Origin of the sequence: Streptomyces sp. NPDC005799, assembly GCF_040630525.1 — a bacterium.
Taxonomy (GTDB): domain Bacteria; phylum Actinomycetota; class Actinomycetes; order Streptomycetales; family Streptomycetaceae; genus Streptomyces; species Streptomyces griseorubiginosus_B.
Genome location: NZ_JBEXXQ010000064.1, coordinates 24,573 through 46,916 on the forward strand (window position 1 = coordinate 24,573; position 22,344 = coordinate 46,916).

The following is a 22,344-nucleotide window of genomic DNA, read 5'->3' on the forward strand; positions in this document are numbered from 1 at the left end:
AGCCGAAACGATCAGGCGCCCCTGACCGGGGCGCCCGTTCCCGGCCGGCTTCCCCTGCCTTGCTCCCCCCGTCAGCCATGCCTCCGCAAGGAACCCCCACCATGACGTACCTCGCACGCCGGCGCACCCGTGTCAGACGCTGGGCCGGCCGGCTCGCCGGTCTGACCACCGTGTCGCTGTTCCTGGGCCTCACCGCACCGCTCTCTGCCGCGCACGCGGCGGAAAGCGCGGACGTCACCGACGGGCTGGCCCTCTGGTACAAGCTCGACGCGGCCTCCGGCAGCACCGTCCCCGACGCCTCGGGCAACGGCCGGGTCGGCACCGTGAGCGGGACCGCCGACTGGTCGGCCACCGGTCAGGGACTCGCCTTCAACGGCTCCGACACCTACATCAAAGTGCCGAACGACATCATGAAGGGCATGGCCGCGATCACCGTCTCGACCGACGTGCTGATCGACTCCGCGCAGTCCACGCCGTACTTCCTGTACGGCTTCGGCAACTCCAGCGGCAGCAACGGCAACGGCTACCTCTTCACCACCGGCGACTCCCTGCGCACCTCGGTCGCGACCGGCAACTGGTCGACGGAGCAGACCACCAAGCCCGCCGACGCGCACAACCTCACCCGCGGGGTGTGGAAGCACCTCGCCTACACCCAGGCCGGAACCACGGGTGTGCTGTACGAGGACGGCGTCGAGGTCGGCCGCAACACCTCCGTCACCATCACGCCCGGCTCCATCGGCTCGGGCACCACGACCGCCAACTACATCGGCAGGTCGCTCTACTCCGGTGACAAGCTCTTCAAGGGCCGCGTCCGCGACTTCCGCGTCTACGACCGCGCCCTCGACGCCTCCGAGGTCGCCCGGCTGGCCCTCCCCGTCGCCAGCCGGGGCGTCGCCGACGACAAGGCCGCGCTGAGCCTCGGCGACACCGGCGCCGTGACCGCCGACCTGGACCTGCCGAGGACCGGGACGGCCGGGGGCTCCATGATCAGCTGGGCCAGCGACGACACCGCCGTGGTGAGCGGCACGGGCAAGGTGACCCGCCCGGCCGCCGGCGAACCCGCCGCCCACGCGAAGCTCACGGCCACCCTCCGCAAGGGCGCCGTGAGCGACACCAAGTCCTTCGACGTCACGGTGCTGCCCGACTTCGACGACCGGACGGCCACCGAGCACGCCGCCGAGGCCCTCACCGTCCACAACCTCGACGACGTACGCGGCAACCTGTCGCTCCCGACGACCGGTTCGTACGGCACCCGGGTCACCTGGTCCTCCGGCACACCGGACGTCGTGTCCGCCGACGGCATCGTCCACCGCCCCGCACACGGCGCCGGTGCCACCACCGTCGAGCTGACCGCCACCGTCACCAGGGGCGAGGCGCGAACGACCCGTGTCCTGACCGCGAAGGTCCCCGAACTGCCCGCGCAACAGGCCCTCAAGGGCTATATGTTCAGCTACTTCACCGGCGAGGGCACCGCGGACGGTGAGCAGCTCTACGCGGCGCTGAGCAAGGGCGACGACCCGCTGAAGTGGCGGGAGTTGAACGACGGCAAGCCCGTGCTGACCTCGACGCTCGGCGAGAAGGGCCTGCGCGACCCCTTCATCATCCGCTCCCCCGAGGGCGACAAGTTCTACCAGATCGCCACCGACCTGAGGATCTACGGCAACGGCGACTGGGACGCCGCCCAACGCAGCGGCAGCAAGTCCATCATGGTCTGGGAGTCCACCGACCTGGTGCACTGGACCGACCAGCGCCTGGTCAAGGTCTCCCCCGACAGCGCGGGCAACACCTGGGCGCCGGAGGCGTTCTACGACAGCGGGCTCGGGGAGTACGTCGTCTTCTGGGCCTCGAAGCTGTACGACAACCCCGGGCACACCGGCGACACGTACAACCGCATGATGTACGCGACCACCCGCGACTTCTACACCTTCAGCGAGCCCAAGGTCTGGATCGACCGCGGCTGGTCCGTCATCGACTCCACGATGATCCAGAAGGACGGCACGTACTACCGTCTCTCCAAGGACGAGCGCAACAACTCCTCCTCGACTCCCAACAGCAAGTTCGTCTTCGAGGAGAAGAGCGACTCCATCCTGGGCTCGTGGAGTCCGGTCGCCGAGGGGATCGGCAAGGGCGCGATGAGCGCCGCCGAGGGGCCGTTGGTCTTCAAGTCGAACACCGAGGACAAGTGGTACGCGTTCCTCGACGAGTTCGGCGGGCGCGGCTACATCCCGTTCGAGACCAGCGACCTCGACTCGGGCACCTGGACCCCCGTCACCGGCTACGACCTGCCGGCCAAGCCGCGTCACGGCACGGTCCTGCCGGTCACCCAGGCCGAGTACGACCGGCTGTTGCGCGCCTACCAGCCGGACCAACTGGTCGAGAGCGTCGAGGACGTGCCGGTGAAGACGCGGACCGGTGAGCGACCGGTCCTGCCGGCCACGGTGATCGCCACCTATGCCGACGGCGTCAAGCGCCCTGTCGCCGTCTCCTGGGAGGACGTGCCGGAATCGCAGTACGCCCAGGGCGGCACCTTCACCGTGACGGGAAACCTGCCCGACGGCGCCGCGATCCCGGTCCAGGCCCGGGTGACGGTGTCGGAAGAGGGCCCGGCCGTTCCGGCCGACCTGCTGCTGCACTACGGCTTCGACGAGACGTCCGGCAGCATCGCGGTCGACTCCAGCGGGCACGGCTTTCACGGCACGTACGCCCGCACGCCCGCCTTCGGCACCGGCGTCGACGGCGGCTCGTTCAAGATGTCCGGCGCCTCCGACTCGCCGTACGTGAAGATCCCGAACGGCGTGCTGAAGGACGCCGACAGCGTCACCGTGTCGACGTACGCCAAGTGGCAGGGCGGAAACGCCTTTCAGTGGCTGTTCGGACTCGGGCCGGACAGCGACAAGTACCTGTTCGCCACGCCCTCCAACGGCGGCTCCAGCCTCTACTCGGCCATCACCAAGGCGAGTTGGTCGGCCGAGTCGAAGCTGACGGCCGGCTCGCAGCTCACACCCGGCCAGTGGCGGCACGTCACCGTCACCCTCGACGGCCCGACCGGCACGATGGTCCTCTACGTCGACGGCGTCGAGGCGGCCCGTACGACGACAAGCATCAAGCCGTCCGAACTGTACGACGCGAACAAGGACTACACCGGCTACATCGGCCGGTCGCTGTACTCGGCCGACCCGTACTTCGGCGGCGAGGTCGACGACTTCCGCATCTACGACCGGGCGTTGTCGGCCGCCGAGGTGATGGAGCTCAGCGGCAACACGGCGGGGATCGCGCATGTCTCCCACCCGGGCCTCAAGGTCGACGCCATCGTAGACAACGCGGACGGCAGGATCACGCTGCCGATGCAGGAGGGCACCGATCTCACCTCCCTCGCACCGGAGTTCACCCTCGCCCACGGCGCGGCGATCAGCCCCGCCTCCGGCAGCGTGCAGGACTTCAGCAAGCCGGTGACGTACGAGGTGACGGGGTCCGACGGCAAGAAGCGCAGCTGGACGGTCTCGGCGCTCGTCATGAAGAGCCCGGTCCTGCCGGGCCTCAACGCCGACCCGAACATCGTCCGCTTCGGCGACACCTTCTACCTCTACCCGACCACCGACGGCTACGACGGCTGGAGCGGCACGCAGTTCAAGGCGTACTCCTCCACCGACCTGGTCCACTGGAAGGACCACGGCGTCATCCTCGACCTCGGTCCCGACGTCTCCTGGGCGGACAGCAGGGCCTGGGCGCCGACGATCGCGGAGAAGAACGGCAAGTACTACTTCTACTTCTGCGCCGACGCCAACATCGGCGTCGCGGTCGCCGACTCCCCGACCGGCCCCTTCAAGGACGCGCTCGGCAAGCCGCTGTTGAAGGCAGGGCAGTTCAGCGGCCAGATGATCGACCCGGCGGTGTTCACCGACGACGACGGCCAGTCGTATCTGTACTTCGGCAACGGCCACGCGTACGTCGTACCGCTGAACGACGACATGACCTCGCTGGACACCGCGAAGGTCAAGGACATCACGCCCAGCGGCTACAACGAGGGCTCCTTCGTCATCAAGCGCAACGGCACCTACTACTTCATGTGGTCGGAGAACGACACCCGCGACGAGAACTACCGCGTCGCCTACGCCACCGGCTCTTCCCCCACCGGTCCCTGGACCAAGCGGGGCGTGATTCTCTCCAAGGACCTCTCCCTGGGCATCAAGGGCACCGGCCACCACTCGGTCGTCCAGGTGCCGAACACCGACGACTGGTACATCGCCTACCACCGCTTCGCCATCCCCGGCGGCGACGGCACACACCGCGAAACGACCGTCGACAAGCTGGAGTTCGACTCCGACGGCCTGATCAAACCGGTCGTCCCCACACTGACGAGCATCGACCCGGTGACCATCGTGCACGCGGGCGAGGACACCGGAGGTGCGGAGGGCGACGCGATCGCGCTGAACGGCTCGATCTCCGGTGCGGGCAGCGCACGGTGGACGGTCGAGCAGGGAGCGCCCTGCACCTTCGCCGACCCCGCCGCCGCGAGGACCACCGTCACCTGCACCGACGACGGCATCTACACGGTCACCCTGACCGGCGGGCGCAGCCACGACACGGCGAGGGTCACGGTGGCCAACGCGGCCCCGGCCATCACCTCCGCCGAAGGTCCTCGATCCGCGGTGCCGGTCGGCCAACGGGCGGTCGTCACGGCCCGGTTCGACGACCCGGGAACGAGCGACACCCACACCTGCGCGGTCGACTGGAAGGACGGCGGCAAGCCGACGGCCGGGACGGTCACCGCTGCCGGCTGCCGGGCCGAACACACCTACGCCAAGGCCGGAATCCGCCGCCCGGTGATCACGGTGACGGACGACGACGGTGGCACCGGCACCAGGACGCTGCCCGAGGTCATCGCCTATGACCGCTCGGCCGGTTCCGTGTTCGGCACCGGGATCTTCACCTCCCCCGCCGGCGCATACCCCGCCAAGCCGGATCTGACCGGCAAGGCCGCCTTCTTCTTCACCGCCCGCTACCCCAAGCGGGCCACCGTCCCGACCGGGGAAGTGTCCTTCGAGTTCGGCCCGGCGAAGCTGAGGTTCCGCTCGACCGCCTCCGACTGGCTCGTGGTCACCGGCGACCAGGGCGTGTACCAGGGATCGGGCACGGTCAACGGCACGTCCGGCTACGCCTTCCGCGTCACCGCCGCCGACACCCCGGACCGCTTCCGCATCAGGATCTGGAAGAAGTCCGACGGTGACGTGGTGTACGACAACGCCACCAGCCCCACACTCCTGGGCGTCCTCACGATCGGCTCCCCCACTCGCTGAACAGAAGCCACCGCACGGCCCCTTGAACCTCACCCCGTAGGGTGAGGTTCAAGGTTTCCCAAAGAGATGTCAAAGTCGGAGGGGGTCGGCCGTGGGTGCGCCACGCCTCAGCAGTACGCCGTTGCCAGGGATCGGGGTCCGCTACGACCTCACGACGCGCGAGCAGCGCCGCTTGTCGGTGGTGGCGCACCGGGACGGTACGCGCACGGTGAGCGCGTACCGCACGGACGATCCGGACGCGTGCGCGCTGTCGGTGCGGCTGACCGCGGGCGAGGCGGAGGCACTGGTCGACGCCATGAAGCCGACGCACCACAGCCCGAACCTGCTGTCCACGACCGAACTGGGCCTGGTGGCCGAGCGGATCGAGCTGTCCACCGTCTCGTACTGGAACGGGCGCCTGCTGGGTGAGACCCGGATGCGTACCGCCACCGGCGCCTCCATCGTGGCGGTGCTGCGCCGGGCCGAGGCGATTCCCTCGCCGACTCCGCACTTCCGGCTGGCGGGCGGCGACACACTGATCGTGATCGGTACCCGTGAGGGCGTCGAGGCGGCCGCCGCGATACTCGGGCGGGAGTGAGCGGTATGCACTCCTCCGCACGCTTCCTGATCGAGTTCGGCGGCATCATCCTCGGGCTGGGACTGCTGGGCCGGTTCGCCGCACGCTTCCGCTTCTCCCCCATCCCGCTGTATCTGCTCGCCGGACTCGCCTTCGGCGAGGGCGGGTTGCTGCCGCTGGGCGCCAGTGAGGAGTTCGTCGCCATCGGCGCCGAGATCGGTGTGATCCTGCTGTTGCTGATGCTCGGCCTGGAGTACACCGCCAGCGATCTCGTCTCCAACCTCAAGACCCAGTACCCGGCCGGTCTCGTCGACGCCGCGCTCAACGCCCTGCCCGGCGCCGCGATGGCGTTGCTGCTGGGGTGGGGGCCGGTCACCGCCGTCGTACTGGCCGGGGTGACCTGGATTTCGTCGTCCGGGGTGATCGCCAAGGTGCTCGGCGACCTCGGGCGGCTGGGCAACCGCGAGACACCGGTCATCCTCAGCATCCTGGTGCTGGAGGACCTCTCCATGGCGGTGTACCTCCCGATCGTCACCGCGCTGCTGGCGGGCGCCGGGATCGCGGCGGGCAGCCTCACCCTGGGCATCGCCCTCGGGGTGGCGGGGCTCGTCCTCGTCGTCGCGGTGCGCTGGGGACGGCACATCTCGCGTTTCGTCTCCAACGACGACCCGGAGAAGCTGCTGCTGGTCGTCCTCGGGCTGACTCTGGTCGTCGCCGGTCTCGCGCAGCAGCTGCAGGTCTCCGCCGCCGTGGGCGCCTTCCTCGTCGGTATCGCCCTCTCCGGTGAGGTGGCCGAGGGCGCGCACAACCTGCTGGCCCCGCTGCGCGATCTGTTCGCCGCCGTCTTCTTCGTCTTCTTCGGCCTGCACACCGATCCGGCCAGCATTCCGCCCGTCCTGGTCCCGGCCCTCGCCCTGGCCGTCGTCACGGCCGCGACCAAGATCGCGACCGGTTACTGGGCGGCACGCCGGGCCGGCATCTCCGCCAAGGGCCGTTGGCGGGCGGGCGGCACGCTCGTCGCACGCGGGGAGTTCTCCATCGTCATCGCCGGTCTCGCCGTCACCGCGGGCATCGAGCCCTCACTCGGCCCGCTGGCCACGGCGTACGTCCTGATCCTGGTGATCCTGGGCCCGCTCACCGCGCGCTACACGGAGCCGGTGGCGCTGTCGCTGACCCACCGTCTGCGCGGCCCCGAACAGCCGAAGGACACGCCGGCCGAGGGTGCGGCCGGCGTGGCGGAGCCGCACGAAGTGGGCCGGCCCTGAGAACGTCCGCCCGGGCTCAATTGTCGAAGCCGATGTGGACGTGGTCGTGGTGAGTGTTGTCGCTGAAGTACTGGTCTGCCCTGGAGCCGCCTGAGAGGTGGACGGGGCCGCCGACGTTGTAGGAGCCGGCCGCCGCCGCGTCCCGCATGAAGCGTTCGATCAGGTTGCGGGGCGTGGCCGGGTCGACCACCGCGTGGCCGTCGATCTGCCACACGTCGAAGGCCCGGCCGCGGGGATGGTCGCTGGGGCGGCTGGTGCCGAAGACATCGAGGGGATGGCCGGAGCGGACGACGCTGACGTACATCCGATAGGTGCCCGCCAGCTGCCGCATCGCGGTGAGGACACTGTCGTGGATGCGGCCGCTGCGCAGATCGGCCCTCGCGGCGGGCGGCAGTTCGATGCGGGAGTCGGCCAGGATCGCGCGGACCGGGCTCGGCAGCGGTGACACGGCCGCCCCGGGCCGCGCCGGGTGCAGGGCGGTGACCGTCCAGCCGGAGGCGGCACGGGTGAGCCGTACGTCCACCGTCGTACCGCCGGCGCCGACCGTGCCGCCCCGACGCGTCCACTGCCGGCAGACGACCAGCACGCTGGCGGAGTCGGTGAGGATGCCGCCGTACTGGGCGTCGACCACCTGCACGACGGCCGCGTCCGCGTCCGGCAGCAGCGGGCCGGCCTGGGCGACGAGCCCGGCGGGAAGCTTCAGCGCGGCCACCCGCGTCCTGGCCGCCGCCGCGCCGCCCCCGCCCTGCGGCCACGCCCCGATCGCCTCGACGAGCTGAACCGCACGGAGTTTGGCGACCGGAGTGATCTCCGCGGAGGTCGGCCGCCAGAGTGTTGTACGCGGCAGGGCGGCGGCCTGTGTCGTGGGCGGCGACGGGGTGGGCGGACCGGCCGGTGCGGTGCCCGGCGGGGAGGCGCCCGACGGAGAGGGGGCCGTGTGGGACGTGCCGCTGCCGCAGCCCGCCGCACCGAGAACACAGCCCGCAACGCCCAACAGTACGGCTCGGCGGGACGGTTGACCGGGCTCGTGCGTCATATCTCCCAGTGTCCGCCCATCGGGTGCCCTACGCCCGGCGGCCGACTCCCTTGCCCGACTCTGGGCCGATGCGAGTGCTTCGTACTCATGTACTTGCCAATCACTTGACGATCCGTTCCCTGGACGTTCAACCCTGGTCCCTCGCCTGCGCTGTGTGACGTCCCTAGGTTTCCTGAGGGTTTGGGAAGAGGGGACTATGGACGCACTTCTCGCGGTCCGGGCGCGTGGCATCAGCAAGTGTTTCGGCGATGTCGTGGCACTCGACGGCGTCGACCTCGATGTGACGCAGGGTCAGATCCACGGCTTGGTGGGACCCAACGGCGCCGGCAAGACGACACTGCTCGGTCTTCTGCTGGGTCTGGCCGTCGCCGACGGCGGCCGGCTGGAGATCCTCGGGACGCCGGTGGAGCGGGCGCTCGCCGTTCCCGACGGGGTCGCCGGCTTCGTGGACGGCCCTGGCCTCTACCCCTCCCTCACCGCCCGGCAGAACCTCGCCGCGCTGGCCCGACTCCGGGGCCACGACGCGCGGACGGCGGGAATCGACGAGGTGCTCGACCAGGTCGGGCTCACCGACGTCGCCGACGACAAGGCCCGCGGCTTCTCCCTCGGCATGCGGCAACGGCTCGGTCTGGCCGCCGCCCTGCTCACCAAGCCCCGGCTACTGGTGCTCGACGAACCCTCCAACGGCCTTGACCCGTCCGGCAAAAGGCATGTGCACCGGGTTCTGACCCGGCTCACCGCGGACGGCACCAGTGTGGTCGTCTCCAGTCACCGGATGGACGACCTCGAGGCGCTGTGCTCCGAGGTGACCATCCTCGCCACCGGACGGGTCGTCTTCTCCGGGCCGTTGAACAAGCTGGCCTCCGAGAACCGCGAACTCGACTACCGGGTGCGCACCTCCGATCCGCGGGCCGCGCGCCGACTGGCCGACGACGCGGACGGGATCAGGGTCGTCGAGGACACCGGGATGCGGCGGGACGCCGAGGTGCTGGTGGTACGAGCCCTGGTGCCGGCGCTCGACGAACTGGTGGCGCACCTCGTGCGGTCGGGTGTCGCGGTGCGCGAACTGGCGCCCGTCGTCTCGCCGTTGGAGGCCGCGTTCCTCGCCCTCACCGAGCGTCAGGAGGACGGCCGATGACCACGGCCATCGCCGAAGACAGCGTTGCCATCGTCCGCCGTGTACCGCTGTCGCGCGGCTACCGCTTCGAGTTGGTGAAGCTGGTCTCGCAGTGGCGGATCCGTCTGCTGGTCCTCGCCTGCTGGATCGCGCCTGCGCTCTTCGTGGCCGGGGTGAGCCGGCAGAGCACCCTGCCGTCCGACACGCTGTTCGGCCGCTGGATGCATGCCACGGGGTGGGCCGGGCCGCTGGTGATGCTCGGTTTCGCGGGCACCTGGGCGCTGCCACTGCTGACGTCGGTGGTCGCCGGTGACGTGTTCGCCGCCGAGGACCGGCTGGGGACCTGGCGGCATCTGCTGGTGGCGGTCCGCTCACCCCGCAGGATCTTCGTTGCGAAGTCGCTGGCCAGCCTCACCGTCATCCTGCTGCTGGTGGCCGGGCTCGTCTGCTCCAGCGTGATCGGCGGGCTGGCGTCGGTCGGCAACCAGCCGCTGGTCGGCCTCGACGGCCACGTGCTCACACCGGGTGACGCGGCAGGCCGGGTCCTGCTGGCGTGGCTGTGCGCGCTCGCCCCGACCCTGGCACTCGCCGCGATCGGCCTGCTCGGATCGGTCGCTCTGGGGCGCTCCCCGATGGGCCTGCTGCTGCCGCCGCTGGTCGCGCTCGGCATGCAGGTCGCCCAAATGCTGCCACTGCCGGTCGCCGTACGCCTCGCCCTGCCGGGCTACGCCTTCATCTCCTGGAACGGCCTGTTCACCGGCCCGGCCCAGCTCGGCCCGCTGCTGATCGGCGTCGCGGTCAGCCTGGTGTGGGCCGTGCTGGCGACGGCGCTGGCGTATCTGCTGTTCCTGCGGCGGGACTTCACCAACCTGGCCTACGACGGTGCCGGTCGCCGGGCTCTCACGGTCGGGCTGCTGCCGCTGGCCGCCCTCACCGCCGTCACCGTCGCGGTGGTCGCCGTGGCGACCCCGTCCATGGGCTCCGGCATCAAGCAGGACAAGGTCCAGCGTTCGGTGGCCACCGCGTTCGCCCACCTCTACCGGCTGCAGACCCGGCAGTTGCACCGCCCCGCCGTCACGGAGGCGAAGCTGCGGACCACGGCGGCGTGCACCAAGAGCGACGGCCAGGGCGCTCAAGAAGGCGCGGGCAACGACTGGCGTTGCGTCGTGACCTGGCATCTCCCCGACGTCGCGGTGGCCGGTACGGCCATCTACCAGCTCGACGTCGCCTCAGACGGGCGGTTCGTGGCCGACGGCGACGGACCGAAGGAAGTCAACGGTTACTTCCTCGTCCGTACCCCCACCGGGGACGCCCCGAACCCCCTTTGGCAGTTCGACGGCAACGTCGAACTGCTCGACACCACCTCGAAGGGATAAGTCCATGCAGGTAACACGGCTGCGCCGGGTTAACGAGCAAGAGCAGGTCAGCCTCTTCGGCAGACGCGTCGGCCGGCGCACCCTCCTGGTCACGGCGGGCATCACCGTCGCGCTCGGCGTCACGGGGACCGCCGTCGCCTCGACGTGGCAGTTCGGCACCCAGCAGGTCGCCCAGGTCACCCGCAACGGCCAGGTGCTGCCCAGCGACCAGTACATCAAGCCGTACGGCGACCGCACGGTCATCAACGACGGCAAGATCATGTCGTCCACGGTCAGCCCGGACGGCACCCACCTGGCCGCGGCGGTCGCCGACGGCGACGCCTCGCTGGTCGTCCTGGACCTCGCGACCGGCCAGGTGAAGCAGAAGGTCGGCACCAACGCGGCGGACGACCTGCGCATCAAGACCGGTTCCGTCGGCCAGGAGGGTCCGACGTACTCGCCCGACGGCACGCAGCTGTGGCTCGGCCAGGCCGACGGCTACACCAAGTTCACCGTGGGCGCGGACGGCACCCTCGCCAACCCGGTGACCGTCTCCATCCCGGCCGACGGCACCAAGCACGCACTGGTGGGCGCGGCGGTCTTCTCCGCCGACGGCTCCACCGTCTACTCGGCGGTCAACGGCCAGAACCGGGTCGTCGCCATCGACGCGGCCAGCGGAACCATCAAGCAGAGCTGGACTGTCGGCAACGCCCCGCGCGGTCTCGCCCTGGTGGGCGGCAAGCTCTACATCAGCAACGAGGGCGGGCGCCCGGCCAAGGCCGGCGAGACCACCATGAACTCCTACGGCACCCAGGTGCCGGCCAACCCCGACACCGGCGCCGCCACCACCGGCACGGTCAGCGTCATCGACACGTCGGACCCGTCGGCCGCCGTCGGCAGCATCGAGGTCGGTCTGCATCCGACCGCGGTGTACGCCAAGAAGGGCACGGTGTTCGTCACGAACACCGCCGACAACAGCGTCTCGGTCATCAACACGGCCAAGGACAAGGTCGTCCAGACCATCGCCACCCAGCCGTGGCCGGAGGCCTCCGTCGGCTACGAGCCCAACGCCGTTACGCTCACCGACGACGGCCGCCTGCTGGTGACGCTCGGCCGCGCCAACGCCGTCGCCGTCTACCGCTACACCTCCGCGCAGCAGCCGGCCCGCTACGTCGGCCTGCTCCCGACGGACTACTTCCCCTCGGGGATCACCACCGTCGGCAAGCAGGTGATCGTCTCCAACACCCGTGGCATCGACGCCCGCCGCCCCACCACCGCCAGTGGTCACAACACCCACGACACGACGTCGAGCCTGACGCAGTTCACGCTGCCCGACGACAAGACCGTCCGCTCGCAGACGGCCAACGTCTTCAAGCGGAACGGCTGGACGGCCGGTTCGGTCCTCACCGCCAACGGCAAGGGCCACGCCAACCCGCTGCCGGTCCCGGTGCGCCTGGGTGACCCCTCGACGATCAAGCACGTCTTCCTGCTGGTCAAGGAGAACCGGACCTACGACCAGGTCTTCGGGGACCTGCCGCAGGGCGACGGCGACTCCTCGCTGACGACGTTCGGCGAGAACGTGACGCCCAACCAGCACGCGCTGGCCCAGCAGTTCGGGCTCTACGACAACTTCTACGACGTCGGCACGAACTCCGCCGAGGGCCACAACTGGCTGATGCAGTCGGACAACCCGGAGTACACCGAGTCCTCCGCGGGCGAGTACACCCGCAGCTACGACACCGAGGACGACGTTCTCGGCCACCAGAAGACCGGCTTCATCTGGACCGGCGCGCAGGCGGCCGGGAAGTCCGTCAAGGACTTCGGCGAGTTCCAGTCGATCGAGTCCAAGCCGGCCGGCGCGACCTGGCAGAACCTGTACTGCGACAGCAAGAACATGGCCGCGACGGGGGCGCAGACCCAGTACCCCATCAAGACCGGTTCGGCGATCCCGTCGCTCAACAAGGTGGCGGTACAGGGCTTCCCGCTGTTCGACCTGGATGTCCCGGACATCTACAAGGAACAGATCTGGAAGCAGGACTTCGAGAAGAACGGTCCGGCGAACCTGAACATGTTCTGGTTCTCCAACGACCACACCGGCGGCCCGGCGAACGCCTCCGCCGAGGTCGCGGACAACGACCTCGCGGTCGGCCGGATGGTCGACGAGATCTCGCACAGCAAGTACTGGAAGGACTCGGCGATCTTCGTCGTCGAGGACGACTCCCAGAACGGCCTCGACCACGTCGACGGCCACCGTGCGCCGGTCCAGGTCATCAGCCCGTACGCCCAGCACGGCGCCGTCGACAACCACTACTACTCGCAGATCACGATGGTCCGCACCATCGAGCAGATCCTCGGCATCCACCCGATGAACCAGCTCGACAGCGCGGCCACCCCGATGTATGGGGCCTTCACCCCCAAGGCGAACAGCACCCCGTTCACCGCGGTACCCAACCGGACCTCGCTGACCCTCGGCGTGAGCCCGCAGCCCACCTGTGGTTCGGACACCCCGGCGGCGCAGGACAAGCAGGCGGCCGCCGCGCCCACGACCACCGCGGTGCCTCAGGCGGCGCAGACGGTCGCGGCGCAGTGGAAGGCCTGGGCCTCGCACCAGCGCCTGACCGGCCCGAACGCCGTGCCGGACTACGCCAACCCCGAGCAGATGAACCGTTACACCTGGTACCAGACGCACAACTTCACCAAGCCGTACCCGGGCGACAAGAAGGTCTACGCGCCGAACGCTGTACCCGGCGCCTACCTCCCGTCGCCGGAGTCCGACGGCTGACCGAGCCTCATCCCGACGGAGCCCCATCCCGACAGGGCCCTGCGGCCGGCGTCACCGCCGGCCGCAGGGCCCTGTCCGCGCTCCTCCCGGACCAGGCCGCCTCCGACAGGGTTCATCGATACGTTGGAGGCATGCGCTTTGCCATCTCCATCCCCCAGTTCTACCTGGACGGCGAGTTCGATCCGGGAGCCTTCCGCGCGTACCTCGCGCGGGCGGAGGACCTCGGGTACCACAGCGTCTGGGCGCAGGAGTCACCACTCGGCACCGGGGCGGTGCTGTCGCCGATGGAGGCCATGACGTACGCCGCCGCGTGCACGACCCGGCTGCGGCTGGGGACGACCGTCTTCGTGAGCACACTCCACCAGCCCGTCCACTTCGCGAAGGCGCTGGCGACCGTCGACCAGATGAGCGGAGGCCGGCTGGAGGTGGGCGTCGGCTCCGGTGGCCCGAACCGGCCGTTCGCCGCGTTCGGCATGGACAAGGCCCGGTACCTGGCGCGGTTCACCGAGGGCATCGACCTCGTCAAGGCGCTGTGGACACGGCCGAGCGTCACCTTCGAGGGTGAGTTCTGGCAGCTCGAGGACGCCGCGATGGAGCCCAAGCCGCTCCAGAAGCCGCATCCGCCGCTGTGGTTCGGTGGCTCGAGCGAGTCGGCGCTGCGGCGCGCGGTGCGGCTGGGGGACGGGTTCTTCGGCGCCGGCTCGTCCACCACGGCCGCGTTCCGTGAGCACGTCGCGTTCGTCGCCGAGGAGGCGGCCACGGCGGGCAGGACGCACTTCCCGGTCGCCAAGCGGGTCTACATCGACATCGACGACGACGCCGAACGGGCACGGGAGCGGATCAACGCCGGACTGGCCCGTGTCTACGGTCGCCGGATCGCCCGTATCGAGGCCGCCGCGGTCGCCGGGACCCTGGACGAGTGCGTGGCGGGCGTCCGCGAGGTGATCGACGCCGGCGCGGACCTCGTCCTGTTCACCCCGCTCGGCGATCCCGCGCCGCTCGCGGAGCGCATCGCCGCGGAGCTGATCCCCGCGCTCTCCGTTTGATGTCACGCGCGCCTCGGAATGAACTCGATCGTAGAACGTTGAACCAACTATGAAGAAGATCGGTTTTCTGTCGTTCGGGCACTGGACCCCGTCGCCGCATTCGCAGACGCGGTCCGCCGCCGACTCCCTGCTGCAGGCGATCGACCTGGCGGTCGCCGCCGAGGAGCTGGGCGCCGACGGTGCCTATTTCCGTGTCCACCACTTCGCCAGGCAGCACGGCTCACCGTTCCCGCTGCTCGCCGCCATCGGCGCCCGCACCAGCCGGATCGAGATCGGCACCGGTGTCATCGACATGCGCTACGAGAACCCCATGTACATGGCCGAGGACGCCGGCGCCGCCGACCTCATCTCCGGCGGGCGGCTCCAGCTCGGGATCAGCCGGGGCTCACCGGAGCAGGTCATCGACGGCTGGCGGCACTTCGGGTACCGGCCCGCGGAGGGCAAGACCGACGCCGACATGGCCCGTGCGCACACCGAGGTGCTTCTGGAGGTGCTGAAGGGCGAAGGGTTCGCGGAGCCGAACCCGAACCCGATGTTCGGCAACCCGCCGGGGCTGCTGCGGATCGAGCCGTACTCCGAGGGGCTGCGGGAGCGGATCTGGTGGGGGTCCGGTTCCGACGCGACCGCCGTGTGGGCCGCCAAGGTCGGCATGAACCTGCAGAGCTCGACCCTCAAGGACGACGAGAGCGGCGAACCGCTGCACGTCCAGCAGCGCAAGCAGATCGAGGCCTACCGCGAGGCCTGGCGCGCTGCGGGCCATGAACGCGAACCCCGGGTCTCCGTCAGCCGCAGCGTCTTCGCGCTCGTCGACGACCGGGACCGCGCCTACTTCGGCCGGGAACGCGACTCCAAGGACCACGTGGGGTACATCGACGCCGACACCCGCGCGGTCTTCGGCCGCACCTACGCCGCCGAACCCGACGTACTCGTCAAACGGCTCGCCGAGGACGAGGCCATCACCGCCGCCGACACCCTGCTGCTCACGGTGCCCAACCAGCTCGGCGTCGACTACAACGCGCACGTCGTCGAGAGCATCCTCACCCACGTCGCCCCGGAACTCGGCTGGCGCTGAGCCCTCGCCGCCGCAAGGTCGGCGCCGCCCCACTGGAGGCGCCGGCCAGATGCAACCCGGGTGCCCGCTACCTCGCGACCAACAAGGCTACCGGCAAGCCGATCGACGTCAGGGGGGCGCACCACTTCGTCGTACGGGGCGGTCTGATCGTCCGCTTCGAGCAGTTCGTCGACAGCGCGCTCGTCCGCGACGCGGTGACCGCGTGAACAAGTCACGGGCAGCGTGAGCGGGGGTCACCGGGTCGGCCCGGTGACCCCCGCTCCTCGTTTCGGCCCCGCTCGCTCACTCGCCGTCGGCGAACTCGCCCGCGAACGCCGCGGCCATCCGTAGCCACGGCGTCGCCTCGTCCGGACGTCCCTGGCGTTGCAGGGTGCGGCCCAGCATCAGGTGGGCGTAGTGCTCCACCGGGTCGCGCTCGACGATCACGCGCAACTGTTCCTCGGCGCGCCGCAGTTGTGCCGAGTGGTAGTAGGCACGGGCCAGCAGCAGCCGGGGCCCGATCTGCTCCGGGGCCTCCTCCACCACGGCCGCGAGCAGCCGCGCGGCGCCGATGTAGTCCCGGGCCTCGAACAGCAGCTGTGCCCGCTCCCAGCGCTCCGTGGTGGTCTCCTCGTGCGGCACGCCGGCGCCGTTGTCGAACAGGTGCAGGGCGCTGGCCCACCGGTCGGGTGCCACGCCGTCGCCGGCGAGGTACCCGTTGAAGTCGTTGTCCGTCATATTGCTGTCCGTCATCGTTCCTTCCCGTCCTTCCTGCTGTCCGCGGCGGGGCCGGCTCACGACACCGGTCCGGTGGCCTGCGCACGCTCGGCGTCACGGGCGGCGAGCAGGGACGCGTGGGTGGGTGCCTCCGGCACGTCGGCCGGACGGTTCCTGGCGAACTCCGCACGCAGCACCGGTACGACCTCCTCGCCGAGCATGTCGATCTGTTCCAACGCCGTCTTCAGCGGTATGCCGCCGCCGTCCACGACGAACAGCTGGCGCTGATAGTCGCCGGCGTACTCGCGGAAGGTGAGCGTCTTGTCGATGACCTGCTCGGGGGTGCCGACCGTCAGCGGGGTCTGCTCCATGTACTCCTCCATCGACATCCCTCCGCCCATCACCGGCGAGTGGTCGAAGACGGGGCGGAACTCACGGACTGCGTCCTGGGAGGTGCGGCGCATGAAGACCTGGCCGCCCAGGCCGACGATCGCCTGCTCCGGGGTGCCGTGGCCGTAGTGCGCGTACCGGCTGCGGTACAGATCGATCAGCTTCGCGGTGTGCTCCCTGGGCCAGAAGATGTTGTTGTGGAAGAACCCGTCGCCGTAGTAGGCGGCCTGTTCGGCGATCTCCGGGGAGCGGATGGAGCCGTGCCAGACGAACGGCGGGATGCCGTCCAGCGGCCGCGGGGTCGAGGTGAAGCTCTGCAGCGGTGTACGGAACCGGCCCTCCCAGTCGACGACGTCCTCGCGCCACAGCCGGTGCAGCAGGGCGTAGTTCTCCACGGCGAGGCTGATGCCGTCGCGGATGTCCTTGCCGAACCAGGGATAGACCGGCCCGGTGTTTCCGCGGCCCGTCATCAGGTCGACGCGGCCGTCGGCCAGGTGCTGGAGCATCGCGAAGTCCTCGGCGATCTTCACCGGGTCGTTGGTGGTGATCAGCGTGGTCGAGGTGGACAGGATGATCCGCTCGGTGCGTGCGGCGATCCAGCCCAGCAGCGTGGTCGGGGACGACGGGACGAACGGCCGGTTGTGGTGCTCGCCGGTCGCGAAGACGTCCAGCCCGACCTCTTCGGCCTTCTGCGCGATGGCGACCATGGCCTTGATCCGCTCGTGCTCGGTCGGCGTACGACCCGTGTTCGGGTCGGTGGCCACGTCGCCCACGGTGAAGATGCCGAACTGCATCGCCTTCACCCCTCCATCAGGTTGATACATCAACTAAGCCGGTGCAACGCGAGGCCGGTCACGGCTATTCCGACCGCCGGCCATAGCATCACCTGACGACACCCCGACGTGCGGGCCATCACGAACGGCCCCGGAGGAGACCCGAAGTGAGCGACCGCACCACCGGATCGGCACCGCGCAGGATATTCATCGACAAACAGAGCCCCAAGGCCTTCCACGCGCTCGTGCAGACCTCCGAGGCGGTGCGCGTGACAGCGGCCGACGCCGGGCTCGACCGCACCACCGTGGAACTGATCAACCTCCGCGTGTCCCAGCTGAACGGCTGCGCCTACTGCCTCGAGGTGCACACGAAGGCGGCCCTGCGCGCCGGCGAGTCACCGAGGCGGCTGGGTGTCCTGGCGGCCTGGCGGGACACCGAGGTCTTCACCGAGCAGGAGCGCGCCGCACTCGCGCTGGCCGAGGCGACGACCGATCCGACGGACGCCGACGCGCAGGAGTCCGCGTACGAGGGGGCCCGGCAGATCCTGAGCGAGGACCAGATCTCGGCCGCGATCTGGGTGGCGGTCACGATCAACGCGTTCAACCGCGTGTCGATCCTCAGCAAGCATCCGGTCCCGCCGGCCCACGAGGGGTAGCCGTCACCGGCCCACGTCAGGGCGCTTCCTCGGCTTCGAGCTTCTCCACCACGCGTTCGGAGATCCGGGCGAGCGTGCGCAGTTCCGCCGGTGTGACATGGTCGAGGAACAGCTCGCGCACCGTCTCCACATGGCGTGGGGCGGCGGCCTCGATCATCTCGCGCCCCGCGTCCGTGATCACCACGAACGCTCCGCGTCCGTCGTCGGGGCACTCGTCCCGCACGACCAGCCCGCGCTTGACCATGCGGGCGATGTGGTGGGACATCCGGCTCTTCTCCCACTCCAACACACGGGCGAGTTCCAGGATCCGCCGCCGCCCGTCCGGTGCCTCGGACAGTTCGACCAGCACCGCGAAGTCCGCGGACGACACATGGGACTCCGCCTGCAACCGGCGTGCCAGCCGGCCCCACAGCCTGTCGTGCAGGCGGATGAAGCTCCGCCACGCGTGCTGTTCCTCCGGCGTCAGCCAGCGCACCGTCTCTTCCATGCGGAAAGTGTAGGCGTGGTTGACACCTCACCCATTTTCCACGTGCGCGCCATGCTGCGCCGCTTCCCGGGAGTCAGCCGAGGGTGATCTCCGGGCGGTAGATGTCCATCCACTGGGCGAGATCGAGCGCGCGTTCGAGGCCGCGGCGTTCGGCCTGGGTGCTCACCGGCGCCTCACGGTGGGCGACGCGGTGGAGGCGGTCGTGGTCGACAAGGTCGAAGACCGGGTGGGCGGGCCGGGTGAGCAGGTCCTTGGCCTGGTCCTGGAGCGCGGCGGCGTACTTGGGGTCCTGGGTGGAGGGATAGGGGCTCTTGACCCGGTCGTACACCGACTTGGGCAGCAGGTCGGCGGTTGCCTCGCGCAGCAGGCTCTTCTCCCTGCCGTCGAAGGACTTCAGCGCCCAGGGGGTGTTGTAGACGTACTCGACCAGCCGGTGGTCGCAGAACGGGACGCGGACCTCCAGGCCCACGGCCATGCTCGCCCGGTCCTTGCGGTCGAGCAGAACGCGGACGAAGCGGGTGAGGTGGAGGTGGCTGATGCACCGCATGCGGTACTCGAAGTCGCTCTCCCCGTCGAGGCGTTGGATGCCGGCGGCAGCGGTGCGGTAGCCGTCGGCGGTGTATCCCTCAAGGTCGAGGGAGCCGAGGAGGTCGTCGCGCAGGACCTCGGCGTCCTCGCCGAAGTGGCGGGAGAACCGCACCAGCCAGGGGAAGGTGGTGCCCCGGCGGGCCTCCTCGTCGAAGAACTGGAGGTAGCCGCCGAAGACCTCGTCGGCGGACTCGCCGGACAGGGCGACCGTCGACTGGTCCCGGATGGCCCGGAAGAGCAGATAGAGCGAGGCGTCCATGTCGCCGAGGCCGGCGGGCAGGTCGCGGGCCCGGAGCACCTTGGCGCGGACCTCGGGATCGGCGAGGGACTGTGCGTCGAGGACGATGTCCTGGTGCTCGGTGTGGGCGGTGCGGGCCACGTCGTGGACGAACGGGGTGTCGGGGGTGCCGCGCAGGTCGTCGGCGACGAAGTGGTCGATCTGGCCGGCGAAGTCGACGGCGAAGCTGCGCACCTTTTCGCCGTGCTCGCCGAGTTGGCGGGCGGCGAGCGCGGTCATGGCGGAGGAGTCGAGGCCGCCGGAGAGCAGGGTGCAGCGCGGTACGTCGGCGACGAGCTGGCGGCGCACGATGTCGTCGAGGAGGGAGCGGACGGTGGCGATGGTGGTGTCACGGTCGTCGGCGTGGGGACGGGTCTCCAGCTCCCAGTAGGCGCGGCGGTGCACGCCGGTGCGGTCGACGGTGACGACGCTGCCGGGTTCGACCTCCGCCATGCCGTCCCAGACGGCGTGTCCCGGCGTCTTGATCATGGTGAAGAGTTCGCGCAGCCCGTCCAGGGTGACGCGGGCGGAGGCCAGCGGGTTGGCGAGGATCGCCTTGGGTTCGGAGCCGAAGAGCACGCCGTCGGGTGTCGGGTAGTAGTAGAAGGGCTTGATACCCATGCGGTCCCGGATCATCACCAGTTTGTCGCGACGGCCGTCCCAGACGGCGAACGCGTACATGCCGTTGAGCCGCTCGGCGATCCCCTCGCCCCACTCCAGGTAGCCGCGCAGGACCACCTCGGTGTCCGAGTCGGTGCTGAACTCGTGTCCCCGGCTGGTGAGTTCAGGGCGCAGTTCGGTGAAGTTGTACGTCTCGCCCGAGTAGACGAGGGCCACAGTGCCGTGCGGAGTGTCGGCGCTCATCGGCTGCCGGCCACCGGGCAGGTCGATGATCGCGAGCCTGCGATGCCCGAGGGCCGCCGGGCCCTGGACCCACGTGCCGCGGTCGTCGGGGCCGCGGCGGGCCATCGTCTCGGTCATTGCATCCAACACGGCGACCTCCGTCCGCAGGTCGCGGTCGAAGGAGATCCAGCCGGTGATGCCGCACATACGTCTGCCTCCCGCTCAAGGCCTGCCCGCGATGCCGTCCCACCTGCGACTTCCCACGCGGGGGTGGAGGCCCACGAACAAACAAGATGTAAAAGCCACACATCTGTCAGGGTGCGCCGCGCCGCCGGGGCGGTCAACACGCCCGTAACACGGGCGACTTGGAATCCCCCACACTTTCGGCCGCACTTTGCACACGCGAAACCCGTCGGCCCCCACCCCACCGGGCCCGCCCCGCCAGGAACCGGCCACAGGCAAAAACTTCCCCACCTCGGGGCCGTACGGGTGCGTCCTCTAAGCTCCGGGCCATGAACGACGGGGTGAGCGCCAGACGGGTCGTCGACGGGCGCTTCGAACTGGAGAGCAGACTCGGCGGCGGGGGCATGGGCACGGTCTGGCGCGCCCGCGACCTGCTGCTGCAGCGGAGCGTGGCGGTCAAGGAGGTCCGGCCCGCCGACCCGGACCTCGCCGAGTACGACCCGGACGCCGCAAGGATGCTGCGCGCGCGGGTGCTGCGCGAGGCCCGGGCGCTGGCCCGGGTGCAGCATCCGAACGTGGTGACGATCCATCACATCGTCGACGGCGGGGAGGGCACCTATCCCTGGATCGTCATGGAACTGGTCGACGGCGGCTCCCTCGCCGACCGGCTGGCCCGTGGCCCCATGGCGCCCTCCGAGGCCGCGGGCATCGGCCGAGGCGTACTCGACGCGCTGCGCGCCGCCCACGCCGTCGGCGTCCAGCACCGCGACGTGAAGCCCGCCAACGTCCTGCTGCGCACCGACGGCAGGCCGGTGCTCACCGACTTCGGCATCGCCGCGATCCGTGAGTCCACCGCCCTGACCGCCACCGGTTCGATCATCGGCACGCCCGACTACATGGCCCCCGAGCGCATCTCCGGCGGCGACGGCGGACCCGCGTCGGACCTGTGGTCCCTGGCGATGATGCTGTACGTGGCCGTCGAGGGGCACCATCCGCTGCAGCGCGGAACGACGCTGGCCACCCTGGCCGCCGTACTCCACGAAGACGTGCCGCCGCCCCGGCGGGCCGGGGCGCTGACGCCCGTACTGGAACGCCTGCTGGTGCGGGACCCCGGCGCGCGGCCGGACGCGGACGCCGTGGACGGGCTGCTGTCCGCGGCGGCCACGGACGCCACCCGACCGGCCACGACCTCCTATCCCCTCGCACCACCACAACCACCGCGCCCGCCGCAGTCCAGCACTGTCGTGCCCGGCCCGCGAAGACGGCGCGGTGCCGTGATCGCCTCGGTCGCGGCGGGCGCGGTACTCGTCGGGACGGGAACCTGGGTGGCCCTGTCCGGCGGGGACGGCGAGAAGGCGTCGGCGAACTCGAGCCCCGGTCCGCGCGCCACGCCCACGACCTCGGCCGCCACCTCCCCCACCGCCTCCGCCGGGACGCCCGCGCCCAGCGCGACGTCGAAGCTGGCGACCGGCATGCTGACGCCCACCGGAATCCGCACCGCCATCAAGGCGGTCGAGGACAAGACCGGGAGGGAGAGCTTCGGCTCACTGAACGTCTATCCCGACTACGCGTCCATGCGGATGATGGTCCCCGGGAGCCAGAGCCACTACGACACCTACACCTACCGCCCCGGCGAGGGAGTCAAGAAGGACATCATCAGCAGCTCCCTGGGAGCCGAGAAGCCCGTCAGCCTCAAGGGCTTCAACTGGGACGCGGTGCCCTCACTGCTCGCGCTGGCCGAGAAGAAGTGCCATGTCGACAAACCGACGAGCCACTACCTGCTGCTGCAATCGCCGAACCGCTTCACCAACTCCCCAGCCGGCATGGCCGTCTACCTCAGCGACGACTACGACAGCTGCTATGTGGCGGCCGATCCCCAGGGCAAGGTGACGCGGGTGGTGCCCGCCCAGGAGTGACGGTCAGGC

At 70.1% G+C, this 22,344-nt stretch carries 15 protein-coding genes and 1 pseudogene; 11 read left to right on the top strand and 5 right to left on the bottom strand.

All coding sequences use genetic code 11. The features are described from left to right. The first annotated feature begins 101 nt into the window (after positions 1 to 101). The 3 genes from ABZ453_RS42305 to ABZ453_RS42315 all read left to right on the top strand — a co-directional run bounded on the left by ABZ453_RS42305 (position 102) and on the right by ABZ453_RS42315 (position 7,118). Positions 102 to 5,297: a family 43 glycosylhydrolase gene (locus ABZ453_RS42305; RefSeq protein WP_359023964.1), complete on the top strand. Its 5,196-nt coding sequence runs from the start codon at positions 102 to 104 to the stop codon at positions 5,295 to 5,297. A 91-nt stretch (positions 5,298 to 5,388) separates the two neighbouring features. Next, on the top strand, positions 5,389 to 5,874 hold the full coding sequence (locus tag ABZ453_RS42310) for a TrkA C-terminal domain-containing protein (RefSeq protein ID WP_359023966.1): 486 nt from the start codon (positions 5,389 to 5,391) through the stop codon (positions 5,872 to 5,874). Between the two features lie 5 nt (positions 5,875 to 5,879). Continuing rightward, the gene (locus tag ABZ453_RS42315; RefSeq protein WP_359023968.1) at positions 5,880 to 7,118 is read left to right on the top strand and encodes a cation:proton antiporter; all 1,239 of its coding nucleotides are present in this window, start codon (positions 5,880 to 5,882) and stop codon (positions 7,116 to 7,118) included. A gap of 16 nt (positions 7,119 to 7,134) precedes the next feature. Here ABZ453_RS42315 and ABZ453_RS42320 read toward each other — a convergent pair whose 3' ends face one another. Continuing rightward, complete coding sequence (locus tag ABZ453_RS42320; RefSeq protein ID WP_359023970.1) at positions 7,135 to 8,154, bottom strand: hypothetical protein; 1,020 nt, start codon at positions 8,152 to 8,154, stop codon at positions 7,135 to 7,137. Between the two features lie 196 nt (positions 8,155 to 8,350). Here ABZ453_RS42320 and ABZ453_RS42325 point away from each other — a divergent pair, with 196 nt between their 5' ends. The 6 genes and pseudogenes from ABZ453_RS42325 to ABZ453_RS42350 all read left to right on the top strand — a co-directional run. Next, positions 8,351 to 9,292 carry an ABC transporter ATP-binding protein gene (locus tag ABZ453_RS42325; RefSeq protein WP_359023972.1) on the top strand — a complete coding sequence of 314 codons (942 nt, stop codon included), beginning with the start codon at positions 8,351 to 8,353 and terminating at the stop codon, positions 9,290 to 9,292. After that, positions 9,289 to 10,647, top strand: a complete 1,359-nt coding sequence (locus ABZ453_RS42330; RefSeq protein ID WP_359023974.1) for an ABC transporter permease — start codon at positions 9,289 to 9,291, stop codon at positions 10,645 to 10,647. The genes ABZ453_RS42325 and ABZ453_RS42330 overlap by 4 nt, the downstream gene beginning before the upstream one ends. Before the next feature lie 4 nt (positions 10,648 to 10,651). Further along, complete coding sequence (locus ABZ453_RS42335) at positions 10,652 to 13,408, top strand: bifunctional YncE family protein/alkaline phosphatase family protein (RefSeq protein WP_359023976.1); 2,757 nt, start codon at positions 10,652 to 10,654, stop codon at positions 13,406 to 13,408. 131 nt (positions 13,409 to 13,539) lie between these two features. Beyond that, positions 13,540 to 14,454 (top strand): LLM class flavin-dependent oxidoreductase, encoded by a 915-nt coding sequence (locus ABZ453_RS42340; protein WP_359023978.1) that lies wholly within the window; start codon positions 13,540 to 13,542, stop codon positions 14,452 to 14,454. A 49-nt stretch (positions 14,455 to 14,503) separates the two neighbouring features. Further along, positions 14,504 to 15,526 carry an LLM class flavin-dependent oxidoreductase gene (locus tag ABZ453_RS42345; protein ID WP_359023980.1) on the top strand — a complete coding sequence of 341 codons (1,023 nt, stop codon included), beginning with the start codon at positions 14,504 to 14,506 and terminating at the stop codon, positions 15,524 to 15,526. 62 nt (positions 15,527 to 15,588) lie between these two features. After that, positions 15,589 to 15,732 (top strand): annotated as a pseudogene (locus ABZ453_RS42350) (DUF4440 domain-containing protein); the annotation flags it as partial. A gap of 76 nt (positions 15,733 to 15,808) precedes the next feature. On the opposite strand, the gene ABZ453_RS42355 reads toward ABZ453_RS42350, so the two are convergent. Beyond that, the gene (locus ABZ453_RS42355) at positions 15,809 to 16,243 is read right to left on the bottom strand and encodes a tetratricopeptide repeat protein (RefSeq protein ID WP_359024019.1); all 435 of its coding nucleotides are present in this window, start codon (positions 16,241 to 16,243) and stop codon (positions 15,809 to 15,811) included. A gap of 56 nt (positions 16,244 to 16,299) precedes the next feature. After that, positions 16,300 to 17,406: an LLM class flavin-dependent oxidoreductase gene (locus ABZ453_RS42360; RefSeq protein WP_359023982.1), complete on the bottom strand. Its 1,107-nt coding sequence runs from the start codon at positions 17,404 to 17,406 to the stop codon at positions 16,300 to 16,302. 146 nt (positions 17,407 to 17,552) lie between these two features. Between ABZ453_RS42360 and ABZ453_RS42365 the strand changes: the two genes are divergently transcribed. Then, on the top strand, positions 17,553 to 18,041 hold the full coding sequence (locus ABZ453_RS42365; RefSeq protein ID WP_359023984.1) for a carboxymuconolactone decarboxylase family protein: 489 nt from the start codon (positions 17,553 to 17,555) through the stop codon (positions 18,039 to 18,041). A gap of 16 nt (positions 18,042 to 18,057) precedes the next feature. Here the strand turns inward: ABZ453_RS42365 and ABZ453_RS42370 are convergent, their stop codons facing one another. Both ABZ453_RS42370 and asnB read right to left on the bottom strand, forming a co-directional pair. Continuing rightward, positions 18,058 to 18,528: a MarR family transcriptional regulator gene (locus ABZ453_RS42370; protein ID WP_359023986.1), complete on the bottom strand. Its 471-nt coding sequence runs from the start codon at positions 18,526 to 18,528 to the stop codon at positions 18,058 to 18,060. 73 nt (positions 18,529 to 18,601) lie between these two features. Then, positions 18,602 to 20,443, bottom strand: coding sequence for an asparagine synthase (glutamine-hydrolyzing) (gene asnB, locus ABZ453_RS42375; protein WP_359023988.1), 1,842 nt, complete (start codon positions 20,441 to 20,443; stop codon positions 18,602 to 18,604). A 305-nt stretch (positions 20,444 to 20,748) separates the two neighbouring features. Here asnB and ABZ453_RS42380 point away from each other — a divergent pair, with 305 nt between their 5' ends. Beyond that, positions 20,749 to 22,335, top strand: coding sequence for a serine/threonine-protein kinase (locus ABZ453_RS42380; protein WP_359023990.1), 1,587 nt, complete (start codon positions 20,749 to 20,751; stop codon positions 22,333 to 22,335). Positions 22,336 to 22,344 lie beyond the last annotated feature (9 nt).